Raw genomic sequence first — 18,546 nt, 5'->3', positions numbered from 1 at the left:
TAGTAATAATTAAAAGGAAAATTTATGGCAGCGATGAGCTATTTAAGTGTGATTGAGCGTTATCATGAATATGAGCATTTAGTGCACGAGCTACTAGAGTCTATTTTGATTGGTGTAGGCGATATTAATTTATTCGAGCAACCTATATCGGCTAAAATTTTTGAAGATATGGCGATAAGCTATCCCTTCGTGGAACTGATTTATTTATTGAATGCTCAGGGCATACAGATTTGCCCCAATATCAGCGTCATTAACCAGCAGGTTAAATTAATGAATTGCGGTGACCGTGCAGATCGAAGTCAGCGGCCTTACTTTACCCAATTGACTGCGGTTGATACTGTGCATATTACTCGACCTTATTTGTCTAATTCTGGTGGTGGCTTGTGTTTGTCAGCATCACAAATGATTAAATCTGCGTCTGGGCAAGTGGTAATTGTGGTTATTGATGTCAACTTAACGCGCTTAATTGAGTTTATGATGGGCGACAGTGCTAGACGCAAAATGTCGCCTTTTTTTAAAAGTATTTATGCTGCAATTGTACTGGGCCTTTTTGTGTTAGTGAGCGTGCTAATGTGGACTGTAGTTCGTGACATTTATACCCTTTTTAGCCAAATTTCTGCTACCCATGATCCATTGCAACCCTTCGGCATTATTATTTTTCTTACCTTGGCATTAGCCATTTTTGATTTGGGTAAAACTATTTTGGAAGAAGAAGTATTGATGCATAAAGATATTTTTCGTCACAGTTCAACTCGACGAACGATTACGCGGTTTATTTCGACCATTTTGATTGCGATTTCAATAGAAGCCTTGTTGACTATGTTTAAAGCGTCGCTAGGGGAAAAGCAATATATTGAGCCAGCAATTTTAATGATGTTAGCCGTAGTGGGCTTGTTGGTAGGGCTGGGAATCTATGTCTATCTAGGGGCCAAAGCCGAGCTGCTGCTCACCCAAACCCAAGCGGGTAAGCATATGCGGCGCGAACAAATTAAAAGCGTATAGCATATTGATCAGCGCCTAACATCCGCTGAGATAAAGATGATAATACAGACAGGGATAAACGATATAAGCGTTTATCCCTATTTTTTAGAAAAAGTCATCGTCACCAATTGCTTTGCGTAATTGGGCTTGTTCGAGAAAATCCTCTAATCTTCGTTTCACTTGGCGTTTATGCTGTAAACTTTCGGCAGACTTAACGTTTCTAGGCGTCGTCATCGCATCTATTTCTGTGTCATCAGGCACTATTTCACTAATATTAGCCATCACAAAACCCTCATGTAAAATAAAAGCGTGGTATTAATTCAATGAGCATTTTCTAACTAAAAAAACGTTAATAGGGAAGTAAAATATTTTTCCTTAATTGGACAGCTATTTTTACCCTTCGTTTTGAGCTTAGCAGTAAATGTATTTCTTGCTAGTAAAACATAAAGCCAAGTGCGAAGAGTGCGTGCTTAAACAAGTATTATCTATGCCATGATGTCGCCAGAGAATACTGCTTCTATCTGCTACAGATAGAAAAACGCCACCTGATAATGAGGTGGCGTTGATATACTCATAAAGCGAGCCAGTAATGGTGTTACTCGTTATAGTGTAAACCCGTAAGAGTAGCCTAAAACAACTTTTGCATCATTGTCTGGTAAGTCAGTATCAGCCGCCATGAATGATACGGTACCTATGTCTGTTTCAGCACTTAATGTGACGTTGTAGTCTGCATAAGTGTCACCGAATAAATCTTCAACTACATCGCCTTGTGAATAACCATAGTGGAATGCGACGCTGAGCTTTTCTGTTAACGGGAAGCTGGCATTGGCCTGGATATAGCTCCAATCTGTTTCGTCACTGGCACCAGAAACACCTGAGTCAGCATTAATTACTTTAGAATAGCCAACATCTAGCCATTTCCATCCAAGAGTGAGCGCGACTTCACCAAAATCAATACTGCCACCAGCATCTGGGTAAGCATAATAAAGGTAGCTAATGTCGTAAGTTAAGTCTTCAGTAAAGTTACCACCATAACCGCCGTACAAATCTAACTCGTAACTGGTTTCATCACCAAAATCGACATTAGATACCCAAGTGCCAGCATAAAAACCAGAGTCATGAGCATAATCAATGCCACCTTGAACCGCAGCCGCATCATTAGTTTGTGTAGTGCCACGCCATAAATAGTTTGATGTTGCGCCAATATTACCCGTAACTTCAGCAAGGGCAGAGCCACTCAGTAATAAGCCTGTTGATAATGCAATTGCTTGATATAGTGATTTTTTCATCTTCATCCCTTAACGTTTTATTATCAATGAGGCATTTATGTGTAACTAAATGAACTCAATGTTGGTTTGTCTGAAGATTAATTAGCGAATCGCATGCCAACTCTATTTTCCTATTAAAGTCAGTTGCTTATGTATTTATGGATCATTTTGTTGCATATTTGTTGCAACTTAATGATGCAAGCTCGCCCCTTTTTTGTGCAACAGTGCTCAGCATCCTAATATTCGTTGATGTTGAATTAAGAGATAATATTGTTTGCAGAGGATAAATATAAAAAGCAGGCAATAAAAAACCTCCATAAAGGAGGTTTCTAGCAAAAAAAGAGTAAACGAATAATTAATTAACGCTATCTTTTAGTGTTTTTCCAGCTTTAAACTTAGGCACTGTAGCTGCTGCGATTTGAATTTCTTTGCCAGTTTGTGGATTACGACCAGTACGCGCGGCACGTTGAGTGGTTTCAAAAGAACCAAAGCCAACAATAGAAATTTTATCACCATTTTTCATGGCTTCAGTTACCGCTTGTTCGAAAGACTTTAGAGCGCGGCCAGCTTCAGCTTTTGTTAGTTCCGCATTTTCAGCGATTTTTGCAATTAATTCACTTTTGTTCATATTGATATTCTCTGCTTTCCATAGAAGTGTTTTTTTAAAACATGATTAACATGCCACAAGCGATGCTGGTTTAAAAGCACTTTATCCCATAAATTCAGTATCTGTAATGGTTTTAAAGCAAAATTAGCACAAATAATGTCTTTATTTGCCTTGTTGTTACTCTTCTAAGAGCTGATAAAGAATTTTCTTAACTAACTGCGGCTCGAAAGGCTTGTCACAAAGCGCATTGACGCCAGCACTAAATACATTACTCAGATGAGTGTCGTTGGCTTCTGACGATACCATTAGGATTGGAATATGAGATTGTTGACTGTGGTTACGGATGTACTGAGTCAGTGCAAGTCCGTCTACCGAGGGCATATTGTAATCAGTGATCACTAAATCATACATATTGTCTTTCATCAGGCTAATCGCTTGTTCACCATCAACAGCCTCAGTAATTAGCTGTATGCCTAAATTGCCTATGGTGCGTTTAATAACATTTCGTGCCATTCGGCTATCATCAACCACCAATACTCTAATGCTGTGAACATCAAAGTGGGTTAAATCGAGCTCGTCATTGCTGAGTAAATCAATGGTTGAGTTAAGTGCCGTAGCTAAGTGTTCGGCATTAAATGGTTTTGGTAAAATAGCCACCACGCCTGATTGTCTAAAAATTTCTAGCTGCTCACGACGACACTCACTGGAAACCAGCATAAATTGAATATCACTCAATGCTGGAGTCATTTTGATGTACTGCAATAGCTCAGTGGCTTCGCCATCGATAAAATGCAGTGCGCTGGCAATTAAGTCTGGTTTATGGCGATGGATTATCTCTTTCGCTTCAGCAATGGTTGCGGCAGTTTGGATGCTGCTGACACCTTCTTGCTGAAGGCGAGTAATAATGATCTTACGTTGAGTCTCGGAAGGCTCAAGTAATAGGATGGATAATTCACTTGGAGATAAGCTAGTCATAATTCATGTTCCACAGATATTTATTATTAGTATTATTTTAATGTTGCATGTGTGAGTAAATTGTACACTAAAAAAATGCTAGAGATGATAGTTAAGCTAGGCCTATAGCACTTGGTGTTTATTTTTGAGCAAGATAGTCTCTGGTCGCGTTCGACAGACCAACCCACCATTGAAACACCACCACACTTAACAGTAATAACCATAGCGGAATTAATGGAATATTATAGCCTCGAAATACCAGTTTGACGTCTTCAGGGGTGATTTGATAGGCAATCAACGCCGTTGTTGTCATTGCAACTAACCCTAGGCTTTGTAAGGCGACATAGCTGAGTAGCAGTACTTTTGTCCATGGCGCACGTATTAGTAAACCAATAAAAACCGGTATCACTCCCAGAGTTAATAAGTCAAAGGCTTCAAAGGTGATCGCGCGCCAAATAGCAACAAGAGTGAGTACAACATACAGTGAGATAAGGATCATCACTCTAACGGGCATTCGTTGGGCTGAATTTTGGTTCATATTGATCATAGTACTGGAGAATTTGAGGTAGAATATCGCACAAAACAGAGAGATGGGTATATTTTGATGACAGAAACACATTTTTGGGCGCTAGTGACCCGCGATAAACCTGAGCAGTCTTCTGCAGATCTCACCCTGAGTTTACGCCAGCAATTAGAAAGCTTGGACGATGAAGCACTCAAGGCATTCGATAAAATATTAGGCCAACAATTACGTCGCAGTTATTCCTGGTCGATTTGGGGAGCAGCATACATAGTGACAGGTTGCGATTCTGATGATGCTTTTACTGAGTTTAGGTGTTTTTTATTGTCGTTAGGTCAGCAATGGTACAACAAGATTATCGCCAATCCAGATAGCTTAGGGGAATTAGAACATTGGCCGTTAGTGGACGATTATGCTTACCCGTTTGTTGAAGATTATGATTTGATTGCAGGACAAGTCTACGAAGACCGCACTGGCTTAGAGCTGCCATTCTTACCCTCAGGACACAGTACTCCAGAAGGGAAAAAATTTAGCACTAAGCCAAAAATTATGCGTCAAACCTATCCTTTATTGAGTGCGCGTTTTCCATTTTAGTGGACCGCTTGATCTTAGGCGTTGTTAAGCTTTGGTTCAGCTTATGAGGACTATAGTCAATTTATAGTGATGATAGCTTAATGGCTAACATTTGATTTGATGATAAGTATCGGCGTGCAAATATGGTCAAAGTTGCTTTAACAGAAGCTGAATAGCGTTATCTGAAGCAGCCGTTGAAACCTGTGTTATCACAAGCGCCTAAGTCCCAGGAGGTCTATTATGAATGTAAAATATATAATGCTAGCTTCGGTATTAGTATCCCAGATTGTTATGGCTGAAGATGCGCCACTACCTAATCCTGTTACTGAAGTTGGGCTGGTAAAAATTGAATGGCAAAATCCAAAAGATTTCAGTGATATCAGAACTTCTAACGAGCTTCAGTCACGATTTGAAAACCGTTTATTTGACACTTTAACCAAGAACATCAATAAAGAAGCCGAAAAAAACCTCAAGCCAGGACAGACACTGCAAATGACAGTGACTAACTTTGATCTAGCGGGAGACATGCGACCAACATTTGGTGCCACGCCGGGTGATTTACGTGTTGTAAAAGATTTATACCCACCCAGAGCCACCTTTAGTTACACGATTAAAGAAGGTGACAAGGTGATTATTGTTGGTGATGAAAAAATCACAGATATGAGTTTTATGTCTAACTCACATCGCTTTAATGACCGACCATTTCAGTACGAAACAACTTTATTTACCGATTGGTTACAAAAGAGTGTCGCACCTAAACTATAGCCCTTGGCGACAGTACTTAGGATTATATCGATAAGGTTGATTTAGCGCAGGGGTTGTCTGTTTTATCTGTAGTGACTTGATGAATCGTTGTTGATAACCAAATGTGCCAGTGACGCGGGTTACGCTTGATTGTCGCCATTGGGTTTTATCAATGCATGTCGCCGCAACATGTAAAGGTCATATCAACTAAGGTTGCTCCTGCATGAAGATTCCGCAGGAGCATAAAGATTATTTAGACAGTTTAAATACTTGCAGCGTTTGCAGTAAAGTCGCAAGTTTTTTGACAAAGGCTTCGAGAGTTTCAGGTGCGACATGAGTACTACTCTGCATCGCATCAAACTCAGCTACCAATTCTTGTACATAGGGCAAGAAACGGTTGCTACTTTCCGTAAATCCTTGATCTTCAGTAAAGATAGCCACAAACTTACCATGTCCTGCTTTACGCAATTCGTCAAGGCGAGCATCAGAGTCAATCGCTTGTCTATAGGCTATTTGCAGGTTTTCTTTTATCTGTAGAAAAACATTGGTGTACGGCATAATTGCCTCATAGTGCATTTGTAAATAATAAAGCTAATTATAAGGAGCCGCTATGCTGGCAACAAGGAAAAGTCCGCTTATTTTTAATATAGGGATGATTTATCGTCGTTTACAGCGATATAGCTTTAGTTTAGTGGTATTTCTACTGTGTTTTGGCTCTACATCGGCAACGGCATTGGATTCGCCAGTATTTTATAAAATTGAGTATCAGCAACAGCAAGCGTATTTACTGGGTTCAATTCATATCGGTCGCCAAGATTTTTACCCATTAGGACAACATATTGAGTCGGCATTTAAACAAGCAGATGCACTCGTGGTTGAGGCCGATATTAGCCAAGGTGACACGGGAGCGCTATTACAGCAGTACGGTGCGTTGTCTGCCGATATTGCCGCAGACGTTAATGTGACACGCCAAGTTTATTGCCAAAGTCATCAAAGTTTGTGTCAGGCATTAGCACCATATGCTCCCTGGTTACAGTCAGCACAAATTAGTATGGGCCGTTATGCGCAATTGGGTTATAGCGCAGACCAAGGCGTCGATGCTTATTTTATGGCCAATCGCAGTGACAAAGCCCTAGTTGAACTTGAAAGTATGCAGTTTCAATTTGAATTAATTTCATCATTTTCAACCGCGACCCAAATGCAAATGCTGGATGATTCGATCAACGTCAGTGATGCCGAAATGCTTGATTTAATTTATGCTTGGCGCCAAGGCGATGCCAGTGCATTGGCAACCATTATGGAATCGCAAGCGGGCGATGCCGATGAATTGCTTGAAAAATTACTGTGGCAACGCAATCACACCATGACGCAAAAAATTATCCAGTTGCTACAACAGCGTAATTATAAACAGCTGTTTATTGTGGTTGGAGCAGGCCATATTGTTGGTCAGCAAGCCATTCCTGACTTACTTAAACAGCAAGGTGCAACGGTCACCCCTTGTACCTTTTTGCAGTGTTAAGGAGAATGTTGTGCGTCCATAAGGGCCAATAATAGTATAACTTTATGCTTATATTGGCTTTGATTGACCAAGAAAATGAACATATCGACCTAAAGATAAATATGGCTCACGTTGTGAATAAGCCAATTCCATTTCAATAAGCTGATGTTTATCGAAGTTGGGCGGGAGATTATTTTTTAAGTAATCATTAATCACCCTAACCCCAGACTGACTGATCATCGACAGTTGCCATTGGGCAAACCAAGCGCGAACATCTGCAATATACAGGGGATGGTTGGGGGTTAATCCAACCTTCTTTTTAACCTTAAAATCACGCTTAACATAGTCAAAGTTGCCTGAAATTAAACTGTGAAAGCGCAAGGCTTCCTTATTAAAAAACATCAGCGAAAATAACCCATTCGGTTTTAGCAGGCTTAACAACCCATGCAAAGTCGATTCAGCATCAGTGAGCCATTCGGCTACAGCGTGGCATAAGATGACATCAAACAGACCAAACTGCTGCACGGTTAGTGCTTGAATAGGGCTATGCACTAACTCGATTGATAATTCTGTGTCTGAGGCGGCAATCTGTTGTTGGGCTATGGCCAACATCTGCTCAGAAATATCACATAGCACCACATCATGACCCAACGCAGCCAGTTTTTGGCTCAAAAAACCAAATCCTCCCCCAGCATCTAAAATGCGTAATCGTGGTTTATTCAAGCGAGTTAATGCTGGGATTAAGTCTCGCCACAATACTGCAGCACGGATTTCACCTTTAGTGGTGCCATAGATGTTTTGCGCAAACTTTTGACTAAGAGTATCGAAATTTTTATCTTGCACGATTTAAGTTACATCACGTTATTGAGCTGATATGGAGTAACGTAATTGTCGCACTGTAGGCTGAAAAAGGTAAAGACAAATCAGTGATTGTGTATAGAGGGTAAATAAAAGTTTATCGATTAATCAATATAAGCAGCAATGACAACCGACTTTAAACGCATTTTATAATTAGCGGTTTAGCAACAGTAAGAGTCTAAGGTATAATGATCGACTAACCATCTTTGCAGCGCATACTTTTTGCTGCCTATTTAGGGTACAACATTGTGAGTCACGACTACGCTATCGAATTACAGGCGATGCCTTCGCTGTTGTCTTTGTATCGAAAAATCCTATTTGGTCGTAAACCGGGATGGGATCAACAACCGCTGCCGAATATTTATGTGCAAGCTTCTAATGTGGTGCTGTCGCAAGAGAAAATTCGGCAATATGCCGCTGTATGTGGTTTTGAATACGATGATAGGGTGTTACCTCCAACGTATTTATATGTGTGGGCATTTCGTTTGCATGCGATGATTTTTACTCATAAAGCCGTGACATTTCCGTTGCTTGGAATGATCCACTTAAAAAATAGTATTAGTGTATTTCGTCCTGTACGTACTGATGAAATATTGACTGTGCAGTGCGAACTGTCAGCGAGTCGCACTACAGATGCTGGACTTGAGTTTGATTTAGTTTCAAAAGTGTTGGTTGGTGAAGAGCTTGTATGGCAAGCGTTATCAACATACTTATATCGCATTGAGTCTGCTGGGCGGCGGGCTCGTCCGCCTAAAGCGTCTGAGATGGCATGGGAAAATGTCCAGCAATGGCGTTTAACCGATGACTTAGGCCGTCGTTATGCCAAAGCTTCGGGCGATTATAACTTGATCCATTTGCATCCTTTGTTGTCAAAACGCTTTGGTTTTGAGCGAGTGTTGGCCCATGGCATGTGGTCTAAAGCACGTGCATTATCTCAGTTGATGACTTATATCGGTGATCGACCTTTTCAGGTTGATGTTGAATTTAAATTACCGGTGTTTATGCCGTCTGAAGTGACATTTGCATTTGAAAGTACTGAGAATGGTAAACGTTTTCAAATACGTGATGTCAAAGGTCGTCGACCGCATTTGCAGGGTGATGTTACCTATTTATAAGCAGATAGACCTCGCTGAGGTGGCTTAAACGTCAGTGGTAAGTCAATTGCAAACATAAAAAAGCTCAGGTTAATACCTGAGCTTTTTTATGGCAGACTTAAGGTACCGAGTGGCCCATTGCCGCTTCCCAAATGCTAAACCATTGTTGACGATCAAGTTTAATGTTAGCTGAATTTACCGCGCTGGTGATACGTTCTAGATTACCACTGCCGATAATAGGAGCTGGGCGACTTGGATGCATACGAACCCAAGCATAAATCACTTGGCTAATGTCTTGTGCGCCAACTTGCTGAGCAATATCGTGCAGGGTATTGCGAATTCTCAGTGCTTGGGGCGTGTTCGCTGAAAGGAGATCTCCACCGCCCAAACAAGACCATGCCATTGGGGTGATGCGGTGTTGTTGACACTGATCAAGCACACCATCATGCAAGCTCTGCATGGCTAAAGGCGATATTTCAACTTGGTTAGTGATCAACGGAGCATTGAGGCGTGATTGCAGTAAATCAAATTGGCTGGTGGTAAAGTTAGATACACCAAAGTGGCTGACTTTACCTTGGGCATGCAATTGCTCGAAAGCGGCAGCCATTTCGTCAGCATTCATTAATGGATCGGGGCGATGGATGAGTAACACATCTAAGTGATCAGTTTTTAATTCAGTAAGTGAATTTTCAACACTTTGAATAATATGCGCTTTACTTGTGTCGTAATGATTAACATAACGACCATCATAGCCATCAAACAAGGGTTTAATGCCACACTTACTGATCAACTGCATTTGCTGACGTAACTGTGGTTTTAGGGCTAACGCTTCACCAAATAAGGTTTCACACTGATACATACCATATATATCAGCGTGGTCCATGGTCGTGACGCCAAGATCAAGATAATGCTCAATTAAGCCAAGCAGTTGCTGTGGCGACATATTCCAAGCATCAGCACGCCAAAATCCGGCGATAAAATCAGAAAATCTAAAAGTAGATTGGGTCATAAGTTAATTTTAACCTTAGTTAGGGGTAATAAATGCTTATTAAAGCACTTTTAGATCGGCATTGACTGATAAGCAACTCGCTATCAAAAGCCAACGAATCTTAGCAAGACAGAACAAAATCACTGAGCCAGTGTTATTTTTAGCTATTTACCTCATCCGCTAAATGGATGAGGTCAGTTAATCATTGTTGTAGCATACTTTGACACAATGTTTGACTACATTAGGCGACATAGCATGCCATTGATTTAGATTGATTAGCTTAAGCACTGGGTTATTTTTGGTAAATATGTACATCGCGTTGTGGGAACGGAATACTAATGCCTTCAGCATCAAAGCGTATTTTCACTGCACGAGTAATATCCCAGTAAACCTCCCAGTAATCATCAGGGTTAACCCAGGGCCTGACAACAAAGTCGACTGAAGATTCACCTAATGTGTGCAGTTTTACAATTGGTTCTGGATGTTCTTGCACCTTAGGGTGTTGCTCAACAATACTTTTTAAAATGGTTTCAGCATGTTCAACATTGTCGCTGTAACTAATACCAAAAATCATGTCTACGCGGCGCTGATGCTCGGCAGTAATATTGTTAATGGTATCGCCCCAAATTTTATTGTTTGGCACAATCAAGCGTTGGTTATCGAGGGTTTTGATGGTTGTTGATACTAAGCTCATGTGACTCACACGACCGGTAACATTGGCTGCATTAATTAGATCACCGACATCAAATGGACGATAGATTAAGATCATCATCCCAGATGCAAAGTTTGATAATGTGTCTTGTAATGCAAAACCAATAATCACACCGGCAATACCAAAACCAGCGAGCAAAGGCCCAAGCTCAAACCCGAGCTGTGATAAGGCAATTAATAATCCTAATGCAAATACCACCTTACTGGACAAGGAAATAAAGAAGTCTTGCAGTAATTGGCTAAATTGTAATTTTGATGCTTTTACTGTTTTCGAGATAATTTTGGTGACAATTTTGGCCACTAAACTGGCTAAAAATAAAATAAATACAAAGACTAAAATTTTGAAGGTTAAGCTAGGACCATTATTAATGGTTTGATCTTTGATGACGTTAAGCCAGCCTTGCAGCAGATTAGACGCGACACTGAAGTTCAATACATCTTGTGTGATATCACCTGACACGCTAAACAAGGTTTGTTTAAAAGCCGTGACATCTTGGCCTAGTGTTTCGAGCATTCCCGCTGATACAGCTAGGCTTGAGCTACTTTGATCTAAACGTTCTTTTAGTGCCATCACCTCTGCTTTTTGTTCGGCAGTGATATCGGCCCCAGCGCTTTCAGCTTCTGAAACGGCTTTTTGTAATTCATCTTGTGTGTAATGCACTAAACTGTCGAAATGATCGGCGCGTTTGAGCATAAAATCGGTTAATTTCTGTTGTTGAATACTGACATCCATATTCAAGGTTTTAGCCCATTGCAGCGAGGTTAATTGTGCCTTGAGATAGTGGTCTCGTTCAAATTCTCGTTGTGAGATAGCTAAGACAACCTTACTTTCATCACCTTGCTTGATATCAAGACGCATAAGCATAATTTGATCGTCTAAATAACTCCCTACACTGTTTAAAAAATCCAGCTGACTTTGAACTAAAGTGATTAGGTATTGCGGGTTTTCATCTGGAGTTTTGATCAACTGCGCAATTATATCGCGTAATTCAGATGACTTGTTCTTGATCCTATATTCAGTAAAGTTACGTAATTCACCTTTTGCCTTAAACAGTAGGCGGGTATCTTGATCAATTGTTTGTTGTAATCGGCTGATTTTATTTTGAGTGTCGGTTAACTGACTGGTGGTGACAATCGGTGCTGTTGCATCTTGTTCTGCGCTAGCTGTTGGCGACATAAACACCACTAAGGTGAATAATATCGTAAATAAAATCCGTAGCATGAAAGGTCGTCCTTTGGCGTTGAGTTGTGCCTATAATAGTGGAAAACGCCTATAGTAGCCAAGTACAGCAATTCTTAGGGTTATTTGTTACACTTGCCGCCATTATTGAACTGAGGAAATTATCATGTCGCTGCAATGTGCTCATTGCTATAAATCTTTTTCAATTGCGAAGGTCAATGACAGTCGTGGTAAAGGTTTGTCGGTTGAGGTGCAATGCCCTCATTGTGCTGCATGGCTTGGGCATAACAAGTTGTTATCAATTGCTAAGATGTTTGGGTTTTATGGTGGTGTAGTTGCCGCTGTAGTCGGTTATTTTTTTGACAATGTAGCGTCGATCACCACGCCATTGATTATATTAGCGGTTATCATTGTTGGTTTATCGCATATTATGGACCATTTACAGCTGATCGAAGCCCCTGAAAATGATCCTAGTACAGAACCTGGTGCAAAATAGGTTAATTCACCTCAATCACTTGGCTTTCTAATGAGGCTTCAACGTAGTAAATACCGCCTAGTACAACAACAGCAACAATGGCTATTACTAAAATGATGCCAATGTTTTCACGAATAAATAGTGCCATGGTGTTTGTCCTGTAATGATGATGTTTACTCATGCATTATGTTATGGGTAATAGCTTAAGACTATCTTAAAAATAACGACTTAGTTATTTGTCGGTAGTTTATGATTTTACTGTCAATATGTCGCCATGATTTATCACAATCTAAGTGTTGCTTTTTATTGGTGGTCTTTTACACTAATGGCCACTTTTATTAACCTGATGGATTTTTACTGGTGAGTTCCCGCATCAAAATAAAACAAACTATCGCAATCTGGCTTAGTGCCATTTTGATTGTGTTGTCTGTTGCTGCGTCAGCCCATTCAGTTAGACATCTCGATGACGGTGTAAAAAATCACTGTACCTTGTGTTTTCACCAACTTCATCTTAATAAAACCCTGCAGTTTTCCAGTTTTGTGTTTGCCGTTACTAAGCAAACTTTTGAACTTCAGCAGTATACTCTACCTCCTTTCTCATCGGTTTTTCATCGCTATTACCACAGTCGCGCGCCACCACAATCCCTGTAATTCAACACATACATTTATTAATTTTTCCGTTATCGGATAGTTCATATTGAACAGCGATAGGCGGATATTTGTTGTATTTTGGAGATTTTATGTCTGCGTTAAACACCCGTGTGTCAATTTTAGCATTAGCTTGTGCTGTGAGTTCTTATTCTGTCATGGCAGAAGATTCTAGTTTAACCAACCCTAATATAAGTGCAGTGCTCGATGGTTACTATCAAACAGGTGACCGACCATTAGCTGAGCGTGCAGAAGGTTTTGGTTTAGGTGAAACTGAGTTGGCCTTGAGTGCCAATATTGATGAAATGTTTTACGGTAAAGTGACCGCCATTATTGAGTCACATGACGGTGAAACAGAGCTTAATTTAGAAGAAGCCTTTATTCAAACATTAGCTATGCCTTATGGTTTATCGGTTCGTGCAGGTCGTTTTTTATCTGACATTGGCTATTTAAATAACCAACATTTACACACAGACTCATTTTCTGATCGTCCAGCTGCTTACCGTGCATTTTTAGGCGGACATTATTTTGATGATGGTATTCGTTTAAACTATGTCGCGCCAACCGATCTCTACTGGACTCTGGGTGTCGAAGCGTTTAAGGGAGAAAGTTTACGTGCTGCGGATGCACATGGTGAGCGCGATTTTGATAACCTTGGGGTGTACAGTGCGTTAACCAAGATGGGGGGTGATATTGGTATAGAAAGTTCTTGGCAGTTAGGCTTAAGTTATCTTCGCAATCAAAATGGTCAAGCTTATGCCGAAGATGAGCATAATGAGGAAGAAGAGGGGCATGATGAAGAACATGCTGGACATAGCCATAGTGCTTCTTATACAGGTAAAAACACCTACATTGCTGATGTTGTTTATAAGTGGGCACCTAATGGTAACTACAAATACCAAAATTTAACTGTCAGTGGTGAATATTTTAGAGTAACTGATATTTTTGCTATGGAACCTGGTCATATTGTTGAGGCCGACCATGAAGATATTAGTAGTGATGACTATCACCAGGGCTGGTATGTCAGTAGTGTGTATCAATTTTCTCCTCGTTGGTCTGCTGGGATTCGTTATGGTCAAGTGGATACTTATGAAGTCCATGGCGATCACCTTCATCCACAACAATTGAAAGAGTCAGAAGTCAGTTTAGCATGGCACAGTAGTCATTTTTCGACAGTGCGCTTGCAATACACTCATCAGACTGGGACTAATTTCGATGGTTTTGAAGATGATAATATCCTTACTTTACAATATGTCATGTCATTAGGAGCTCACGGTGCGCATCAATACTAAATTGCTTTTAGCAGTGGCTTCAATGTCACTGCTGTTTACCGCGACAGCACAAGCGGAACTCAATGTGTTTGCATGTGAACCTGAATATGCAGCACTGACATTAGCGCTAGCACCCGATGCAAAAGTGTATTCGGCAACAACAGCGATGCAAGATCCACATCAAGTACAAGCAAGACCAAGCCTGATTGCGAAGATGCGTCAAGCTGATGTAGTGGTTTGTGCAGGGGCAGACTTAGAAATAGGTTGGCTGCCTATGCTGCAAATGAAGTCGGCTAATCCTCAGGTTAGGTCGACGGATAAGGGCTTATTTTTTGCTGCAGAGCATATTGATACCTTGGATAAGTTAGCCTCAGTGGATCGTTCAATGGGCGACGTTCATGCAAAGGGAAATCCCCATTTGCATCTAGATCCGCAGCGGATGTTAATAGTTGCACAGGCCTTGAGTACCAAATTTACTCAAATCGATCCTGACAATGCCAGTCTTTATCGCCAGTCGTTGGCCGATTTTAGTCAAGCTTGGCAAGCTAAAATACCGCAATGGCAACAGCAGGCTAAGGATTTAGCTGGTAAGAAGGTTATCGCCTACCATTCAAGCTTTCGTTATTTGTTCAAATGGATTGGCATTGAGCAAGTCGCCGATCTCGAGCCCAAGCCAGGTATCGCACCTACGAGTAGCCATTTAGCCTCTTTGCTTACTCGTGCGGAAAAAGGCGATGTAATGGCGATTATTGTGGCGTCATACCAAGATGAGCGTGGGGCAAAATGGTTAGGCGAACGCGCTAATCTGCCAGTATTGGTGCTACCGATATCGGTGGGTGGCAACGAAGAGAGTAAAGACCTGATTAGCTTATACGACAGCATACTTAGCCTATTGAATAAGGTGAAATAACACTATGTTTGATGTTGAGTTACTGTCTATCTTGTTGCCTGCGTTAGCGGCAGGGTTATTGGTATTATCAACCCATGTGCTGTTAGGTCAACAAGTGCTTAAGCGTGGCATTATCTTTATTGATTTGGCTATTGCTCAAGTTGCAGCCTTAGGGGCGATAGTATCGCACATTGATCATAGGCTAGAGGATTTACCCTATGCCCATGTGTGGATGCCTGCGTTGTTTGCTCTAGGCGGTGCAGGCATTATTGCTTGGATGGCAAAGCGGTTAGTCGGTGAGCTCGAGGCATTTATTGGCTGCTTTTATGTGCTCAGTGCGGTGGCGGCAATGTTGTTATTAGCCAACGACCCTCATGGTGCTGAGTTATTAAAGCAATTAATGTCGGGGCAAATATTGTGGGTGAGTTGGTCTCAGTTAGCACTACCGGCAGTGGTTTCTGCTGGTATTCTGGGGATTATTATCGCAAAACCGCAAATATTAGATGGTGCTGGGTTTTACTTTCTATTTGCCTTAGTGATTACTTTGTCGGTGGAACTCGTGGGAGTGTATTTAGTGTTTAGCACCCTAATTTTGCCGGCTTTGGCCTTAAACCAATATCATGGTAAACCCAAACTCGCTTTGGCGTATGGGGTCGGTATTGTGGGTTATATTGCTGGGTTGCTGTTGTCTGCTAGTTATGACTTACCCAGTGGTGCAGCCATAGTGGCAACATTAGCGTTAAGTGCATTTTTATTTAGAATGTTGCTAAAACTGCGATTGCCAGTATTAGCTGGTTAAGCCACTAATAATTAACTTGTTAACCCAATGGCTAATCTTTCATAGAAAGCTTGTTACTCTGCCCCTGCTCACAGGGGCAGAGTATTTCAGCGTACATATGTAAACAAAACGTTGAGTCCCTAGACTAGCATCGCTATACTGACGCCAATTTTATTGCAGGAGTATGCTGTGCTGCTTATCGCTCGTTCAATCATTCTCGCCGTGCTATTATTTTTAGCCTTTATATTTTCGGTTGTCATTTGCCTATTTCGGCCTATGCATCGCGACAATGTACATTTTGTGGCCCGTTTTTTTGGTTCCGTTGCGCCAGTATTGGGCATTAAAGTCATTAAACGTGTTCACTCTGCGAGTGCTACTCCGCAACCTTGTATTTACTTAGCTAATCATCAAAATAATTTTGATTTATTTACCCATACATCAGTGGTGCCTAAAGCGACAGTGAGCTTAGGTAAAAAAAGTTTGCTATGGATGCCGTTATTCGGGCAAATTTATTGGTTATCGGGCAATATTCTTATTGATCGTAAAAACCGTCATAGTGCGTTTGATACTATGGCGAAAACAGTCGATAAGATGAAAAATAAACTCCTGTCAGTGTGGATATTTCCTGAAGGAACTCGTTCTCGTGGTCGTGGATTATTACCCTTTAAAGTGGGTGCTTTTCACACTGCGATAGCTGCCCAAGCACCCATAGTACCAGTCTTAGCGTCTTGTCAGAATCATATAAACCTAAATCGTTGGAACAACGGTGTGGTGATTGTAGAAATGATGGCGCCAGTAGCCACGGCAGGTTTAGATAAAAATGATGTGAAAGCATTAAATGCTAAAGTGCATCAATTAATGTCAGCACGTTTGGTCGAATTGAATAAAGAAGCACAAGCATTAATGCTACAAGCGCAATAATATTGTTATCGGTCGCCTAACATCGCTCATAAACTCGCAACTTGTGTCAGTTTGGGTATAATTGAATAAATTTTTACAGGTCCTATTTACGGAGTAATCCATGTCTGTTGAGCGTCAGTTAAAAGAACAATTTGCTGAAAATCTTGAAATTGTTGATGCCTTACTTGCCGATGGTTCAGAGCCTGATGCGGAATATACTATTGAACATCATTTTTCTGCGACCAATTTTGATCGTTTAGAAAAAGCCGCTGTTGACGCATTTAAACTCGGTTTTGAAGTGAACGATGCCGAAGAAATGGAGCTTGAAGATGGCTCGATTATTTTCTGTTTTGATGCTATCGCTAAGCATAAGTTAGAAGTGCCTTTATTGGATAAAGCCTGTGAACAGTTAATTCAACTCGCCGCCAAGCAAAAAGTAGACTATGACGGTTGGGGAACTTACTTTGTTGGTGATGAAGTTGAAGGCGACGAAGAAGACGATGAATTTGAAGATGATGAATACGAAGATGACAATGACTCAGATGATAAATTTCACTAAGTAATCATTTGCTGAATACCGTAAAAAACGCTCATCCATGATGAGCGTTTTTTTATGGCTGAATAGCAATTATTGATAACCTATTATTTATTAATAACGCTTTGATTACGACCTTGTTGTTTAGCAAGATATAGTGCTTTATCTGCACCGGATAACCAGGTAGAGCTATTGTCTATTTCTGAATCTAAATCATTAATCCCTATACTTATAGTGACTTTTATCAGGCGATTTTCGAATGCTATTTCAGATTCTTCAATGCGTTTTCGTAACCGTTCGGTAAAGTTCAGTGCATCTTCGGCTGTGGTTTTAGATAACACCACGCCAAACTCTTCACCACCATAACGGCCGGCACAGTCGGTTTCACGTAATGCTTGTTTTAACAGATAAGCGATATGTTGGATAACTTTATCGCCAGCAGGGTGACCATACTTGTCGTTAATCAGTTTGAAATTATCGATATCAATCATGACTAAAGATGCCGCATCACCGTAACGTGAATAGCGATCAAACTCTTTTTCCATACAATCTTGCCAGTGGCGACGGTTATGTAGCTGGGTTAAGCCATCGGTTTGGCTTAATTGCTCCAGTTGCTCATTGGCCGATTTTAATTGCAGTTTATTTACCGCTATATCGGTTACATCATAGACAATAATACTGATGTGGGTGATTTGCCCTGTTAATGACGCTAATGGCAGTAAGGTAATGTTCTGATACATAAAATCAGCTCGTCCCGTTACTGGCCGATAGTTTTTAAACTTGAATACGTATGGACGTTGTTCCCAACTAATAAAAGTGCGATTTTTTAATACAAATACCGATTCCATTTTTTTCTTCAGCCAATCAGCCTGTAAATCTGGAAACTGTTCGAACAGATTTTTACCCTTAATGGAGTTCGGTGATACGCCGCTGTGGTTTTCCATAAAACCATTCCAAAGCTGGATATTATAGTCGCGATCGAGCACAACTAAGCCTACCTCAATGGTTTGCACCATATCGATTAGCCAGTGAAGCTCATTCATCGCACTTTGGTCATTTGACATAAAGAGTATC

The 18,546-nt window shown here is 40.8% G+C and carries 23 protein-coding genes; 12 read left to right on the top strand and 11 right to left on the bottom strand.

What is annotated here, in order from left to right:
• Positions 1–24: 24 nt before the first annotated feature.
• Positions 25–1,002, top strand: coding sequence for a PDC sensor domain-containing protein (locus tag H5164_RS07310; RefSeq protein WP_182696761.1), 978 nt, complete (start codon positions 25–27; stop codon positions 1,000–1,002).
• Between the two features lie 84 nt (positions 1,003–1,086).
• Here H5164_RS07310 and H5164_RS07305 read toward each other — a convergent pair whose 3' ends face one another.
• The 5 genes from H5164_RS07305 to H5164_RS07285 all read right to left on the bottom strand — a co-directional run bounded on the left by H5164_RS07305 (position 1,087) and on the right by H5164_RS07285 (position 4,348).
• The gene (locus H5164_RS07305) at positions 1,087–1,263 is read right to left on the bottom strand and encodes a PA3496 family putative envelope integrity protein (protein ID WP_165870035.1); all 177 of its coding nucleotides are present in this window, start codon (positions 1,261–1,263) and stop codon (positions 1,087–1,089) included.
• Between the two features lie 320 nt (positions 1,264–1,583).
• A complete protein-coding gene (locus tag H5164_RS07300; protein WP_124015135.1) occupies positions 1,584–2,270 on the bottom strand; it encodes a TorF family putative porin in 687 nt (228 codons plus the stop codon).
• Positions 2,271–2,604: 334 nt separating this feature from the next.
• Positions 2,605–2,877, bottom strand: coding sequence for an HU family DNA-binding protein (locus tag H5164_RS07295; RefSeq protein WP_101033991.1), 273 nt, complete (start codon positions 2,875–2,877; stop codon positions 2,605–2,607).
• A 156-nt stretch (positions 2,878–3,033) separates the two neighbouring features.
• Positions 3,034–3,831 carry a response regulator gene (locus H5164_RS07290; protein ID WP_182696760.1) on the bottom strand — a complete coding sequence of 266 codons (798 nt, stop codon included), beginning with the start codon at positions 3,829–3,831 and terminating at the stop codon, positions 3,034–3,036.
• 118 nt (positions 3,832–3,949) lie between these two features.
• Positions 3,950–4,348: a hypothetical protein gene (locus H5164_RS07285; protein WP_235781736.1), complete on the bottom strand. Its 399-nt coding sequence runs from the start codon at positions 4,346–4,348 to the stop codon at positions 3,950–3,952.
• Positions 4,349–4,414: 66 nt separating this feature from the next.
• On the opposite strand from H5164_RS07285, the gene H5164_RS07280 reads away from it, so the two are divergent.
• Entirely contained in the window at positions 4,415–4,924 is a 510-nt protein-coding gene (locus H5164_RS07280) for a DUF4240 domain-containing protein (protein ID WP_124015132.1), read from the top strand.
• 219 nt (positions 4,925–5,143) lie between these two features.
• Entirely contained in the window at positions 5,144–5,668 is a 525-nt protein-coding gene (locus H5164_RS07275) for a DUF3016 domain-containing protein (protein WP_182755400.1), read from the top strand.
• Positions 5,669–5,896: 228 nt separating this feature from the next.
• Here H5164_RS07275 and H5164_RS07270 read toward each other — a convergent pair whose 3' ends face one another.
• Entirely contained in the window at positions 5,897–6,205 is a 309-nt protein-coding gene (locus H5164_RS07270) for a prephenate dehydrogenase (RefSeq protein WP_182696758.1), read from the bottom strand.
• A gap of 52 nt (positions 6,206–6,257) precedes the next feature.
• Between H5164_RS07270 and H5164_RS07265 the strand changes: the two genes are divergently transcribed.
• Entirely contained in the window at positions 6,258–7,166 is a 909-nt protein-coding gene (locus tag H5164_RS07265; RefSeq protein ID WP_182755398.1) for a TraB/GumN family protein, read from the top strand.
• Between the two features lie 48 nt (positions 7,167–7,214).
• Here the strand turns inward: H5164_RS07265 and H5164_RS07260 are convergent, their stop codons facing one another.
• Complete coding sequence (locus H5164_RS07260; protein ID WP_182722398.1) at positions 7,215–7,988, bottom strand: methyltransferase domain-containing protein; 774 nt, start codon at positions 7,986–7,988, stop codon at positions 7,215–7,217.
• 296 nt (positions 7,989–8,284) lie between these two features.
• Between H5164_RS07260 and H5164_RS07255 the strand changes: the two genes are divergently transcribed.
• Entirely contained in the window at positions 8,285–9,118 is an 834-nt protein-coding gene (locus H5164_RS07255; RefSeq protein ID WP_124015364.1) for a MaoC/PaaZ C-terminal domain-containing protein, read from the top strand.
• Between the two features lie 97 nt (positions 9,119–9,215).
• Here the strand turns inward: H5164_RS07255 and H5164_RS07250 are convergent, their stop codons facing one another.
• Both H5164_RS07250 and H5164_RS07245 read right to left on the bottom strand, forming a co-directional pair.
• Positions 9,216–10,106 carry an aldo/keto reductase family oxidoreductase gene (locus H5164_RS07250; RefSeq protein WP_182755396.1) on the bottom strand — a complete coding sequence of 297 codons (891 nt, stop codon included), beginning with the start codon at positions 10,104–10,106 and terminating at the stop codon, positions 9,216–9,218.
• Positions 10,107–10,377: 271 nt separating this feature from the next.
• A complete protein-coding gene (locus tag H5164_RS07245) occupies positions 10,378–12,018 on the bottom strand; it encodes a mechanosensitive ion channel family protein (protein WP_182755394.1) in 1,641 nt (546 codons plus the stop codon).
• 124 nt (positions 12,019–12,142) lie between these two features.
• Between H5164_RS07245 and H5164_RS07240 the strand changes: the two genes are divergently transcribed.
• Positions 12,143–12,472, top strand: a complete 330-nt coding sequence (locus H5164_RS07240; RefSeq protein ID WP_182696753.1) for a hypothetical protein — start codon at positions 12,143–12,145, stop codon at positions 12,470–12,472.
• Between the two features lies 1 nt (position 12,473).
• On the opposite strand, the gene H5164_RS20025 is transcribed toward H5164_RS07240, so the two are convergent.
• Positions 12,474–12,599, bottom strand: a complete 126-nt coding sequence (locus tag H5164_RS20025) for a hypothetical protein (RefSeq protein ID WP_259395238.1) — start codon at positions 12,597–12,599, stop codon at positions 12,474–12,476.
• 212 nt (positions 12,600–12,811) lie between these two features.
• On the opposite strand from H5164_RS20025, the gene H5164_RS07235 reads away from it, so the two are divergent.
• The 6 genes from H5164_RS07235 (at position 12,812) to rraB (ending at position 17,496) form a co-directional block, all read left to right on the top strand.
• Positions 12,812–13,102, top strand: a complete 291-nt coding sequence (locus tag H5164_RS07235) for an ABC-type zinc uptake system zinc chaperone (RefSeq protein WP_124015125.1) — start codon at positions 12,812–12,814, stop codon at positions 13,100–13,102.
• Between the two features lie 89 nt (positions 13,103–13,191).
• Complete coding sequence (locus H5164_RS07230) at positions 13,192–14,391, top strand: hypothetical protein (protein ID WP_124015124.1); 1,200 nt, start codon at positions 13,192–13,194, stop codon at positions 14,389–14,391.
• A complete protein-coding gene (locus H5164_RS07225) occupies positions 14,375–15,280 on the top strand; it encodes a metal ABC transporter solute-binding protein, Zn/Mn family (protein ID WP_182696750.1) in 906 nt (301 codons plus the stop codon). Before H5164_RS07230 ends, H5164_RS07225 begins: the two co-directional genes overlap by 17 nt.
• 4 nt (positions 15,281–15,284) lie before the next feature.
• Complete coding sequence (locus H5164_RS07220; protein WP_124015123.1) at positions 15,285–16,058, top strand: metal ABC transporter permease; 774 nt, start codon at positions 15,285–15,287, stop codon at positions 16,056–16,058.
• A gap of 168 nt (positions 16,059–16,226) precedes the next feature.
• Positions 16,227–16,958 carry a 1-acylglycerol-3-phosphate O-acyltransferase gene (locus tag H5164_RS07215; RefSeq protein ID WP_124015122.1) on the top strand — a complete coding sequence of 244 codons (732 nt, stop codon included), beginning with the start codon at positions 16,227–16,229 and terminating at the stop codon, positions 16,956–16,958.
• Between the two features lie 100 nt (positions 16,959–17,058).
• A complete protein-coding gene (rraB, locus tag H5164_RS07210) occupies positions 17,059–17,496 on the top strand; it encodes a ribonuclease E inhibitor RraB (protein WP_124015121.1) in 438 nt (145 codons plus the stop codon).
• Positions 17,497–17,579: 83 nt separating this feature from the next.
• Here the strand turns inward: rraB and H5164_RS07205 are convergent, their stop codons facing one another.
• Positions 17,580–18,536, bottom strand: coding sequence for a sensor domain-containing diguanylate cyclase (locus tag H5164_RS07205; RefSeq protein WP_182755392.1), 957 nt, complete (start codon positions 18,534–18,536; stop codon positions 17,580–17,582).
• Positions 18,537–18,546: the final 10 nt, after the last annotated feature.

Origin of the sequence: Shewanella sp. SG41-3, assembly GCF_014164545.1 — a bacterium.
GTDB classification, from domain to species: Bacteria; Pseudomonadota; Gammaproteobacteria; order Enterobacterales; family Shewanellaceae; genus Shewanella; species Shewanella vesiculosa.
Note: the sequence above shows the minus strand (reverse complement) of the source record. Positions and strands in the feature narration are given on the sequence as shown.

Excerpts from the sequence above, each read along its gene's own strand:
- H5164_RS07275 (WP_182755400.1), top strand. The coding sequence starts at position 5,144 with ATGAATGTAAAATATATAATGCTAGCTTCGGTATTAGTATCCCAGATT.
- H5164_RS07205 (WP_182755392.1), bottom strand. The coding sequence starts at position 18,536 with ATGTCAAATGACCAAAGTGCGATGAATGAGCTTCACTGGCTAATCGAT.
- H5164_RS07310 (WP_182696761.1), top strand. The coding sequence starts at position 25 with ATGGCAGCGATGAGCTATTTAAGTGTGATTGAGCGTTATCATGAATAT.
- H5164_RS07220 (WP_124015123.1), top strand. The coding sequence starts at position 15,285 with ATGTTTGATGTTGAGTTACTGTCTATCTTGTTGCCTGCGTTAGCGGCA.
- H5164_RS20025 (WP_259395238.1), bottom strand. The coding sequence starts at position 12,599 with ATGGCACTATTTATTCGTGAAAACATTGGCATCATTTTAGTAATAGCC.
- rraB (WP_124015121.1), top strand. The coding sequence starts at position 17,059 with ATGTCTGTTGAGCGTCAGTTAAAAGAACAATTTGCTGAAAATCTTGAA.
- H5164_RS07290 (WP_182696760.1), bottom strand. The coding sequence starts at position 3,831 with ATGACTAGCTTATCTCCAAGTGAATTATCCATCCTATTACTTGAGCCT.
- H5164_RS07250 (WP_182755396.1), bottom strand. The coding sequence starts at position 10,106 with ATGACCCAATCTACTTTTAGATTTTCTGATTTTATCGCCGGATTTTGG.
- H5164_RS07255 (WP_124015364.1), top strand. The coding sequence starts at position 8,285 with ATGCCTTCGCTGTTGTCTTTGTATCGAAAAATCCTATTTGGTCGTAAA.
- H5164_RS07265 (WP_182755398.1), top strand. The coding sequence starts at position 6,258 with ATGCTGGCAACAAGGAAAAGTCCGCTTATTTTTAATATAGGGATGATT.
- H5164_RS07270 (WP_182696758.1), bottom strand. The coding sequence starts at position 6,205 with ATGCCGTACACCAATGTTTTTCTACAGATAAAAGAAAACCTGCAAATA.
- H5164_RS07295 (WP_101033991.1), bottom strand. The coding sequence starts at position 2,877 with ATGAACAAAAGTGAATTAATTGCAAAAATCGCTGAAAATGCGGAACTA.
- H5164_RS07305 (WP_165870035.1), bottom strand. The coding sequence starts at position 1,263 with ATGGCTAATATTAGTGAAATAGTGCCTGATGACACAGAAATAGATGCG.
- H5164_RS07240 (WP_182696753.1), top strand. The coding sequence starts at position 12,143 with ATGTCGCTGCAATGTGCTCATTGCTATAAATCTTTTTCAATTGCGAAG.
- H5164_RS07230 (WP_124015124.1), top strand. The coding sequence starts at position 13,192 with ATGTCTGCGTTAAACACCCGTGTGTCAATTTTAGCATTAGCTTGTGCT.
- H5164_RS07245 (WP_182755394.1), bottom strand. The coding sequence starts at position 12,018 with ATGCTACGGATTTTATTTACGATATTATTCACCTTAGTGGTGTTTATG.
- H5164_RS07285 (WP_235781736.1), bottom strand. The coding sequence starts at position 4,348 with ATGAACCAAAATTCAGCCCAACGAATGCCCGTTAGAGTGATGATCCTT.
- H5164_RS07280 (WP_124015132.1), top strand. The coding sequence starts at position 4,415 with ATGACAGAAACACATTTTTGGGCGCTAGTGACCCGCGATAAACCTGAG.
- H5164_RS07300 (WP_124015135.1), bottom strand. The coding sequence starts at position 2,270 with ATGAAAAAATCACTATATCAAGCAATTGCATTATCAACAGGCTTATTA.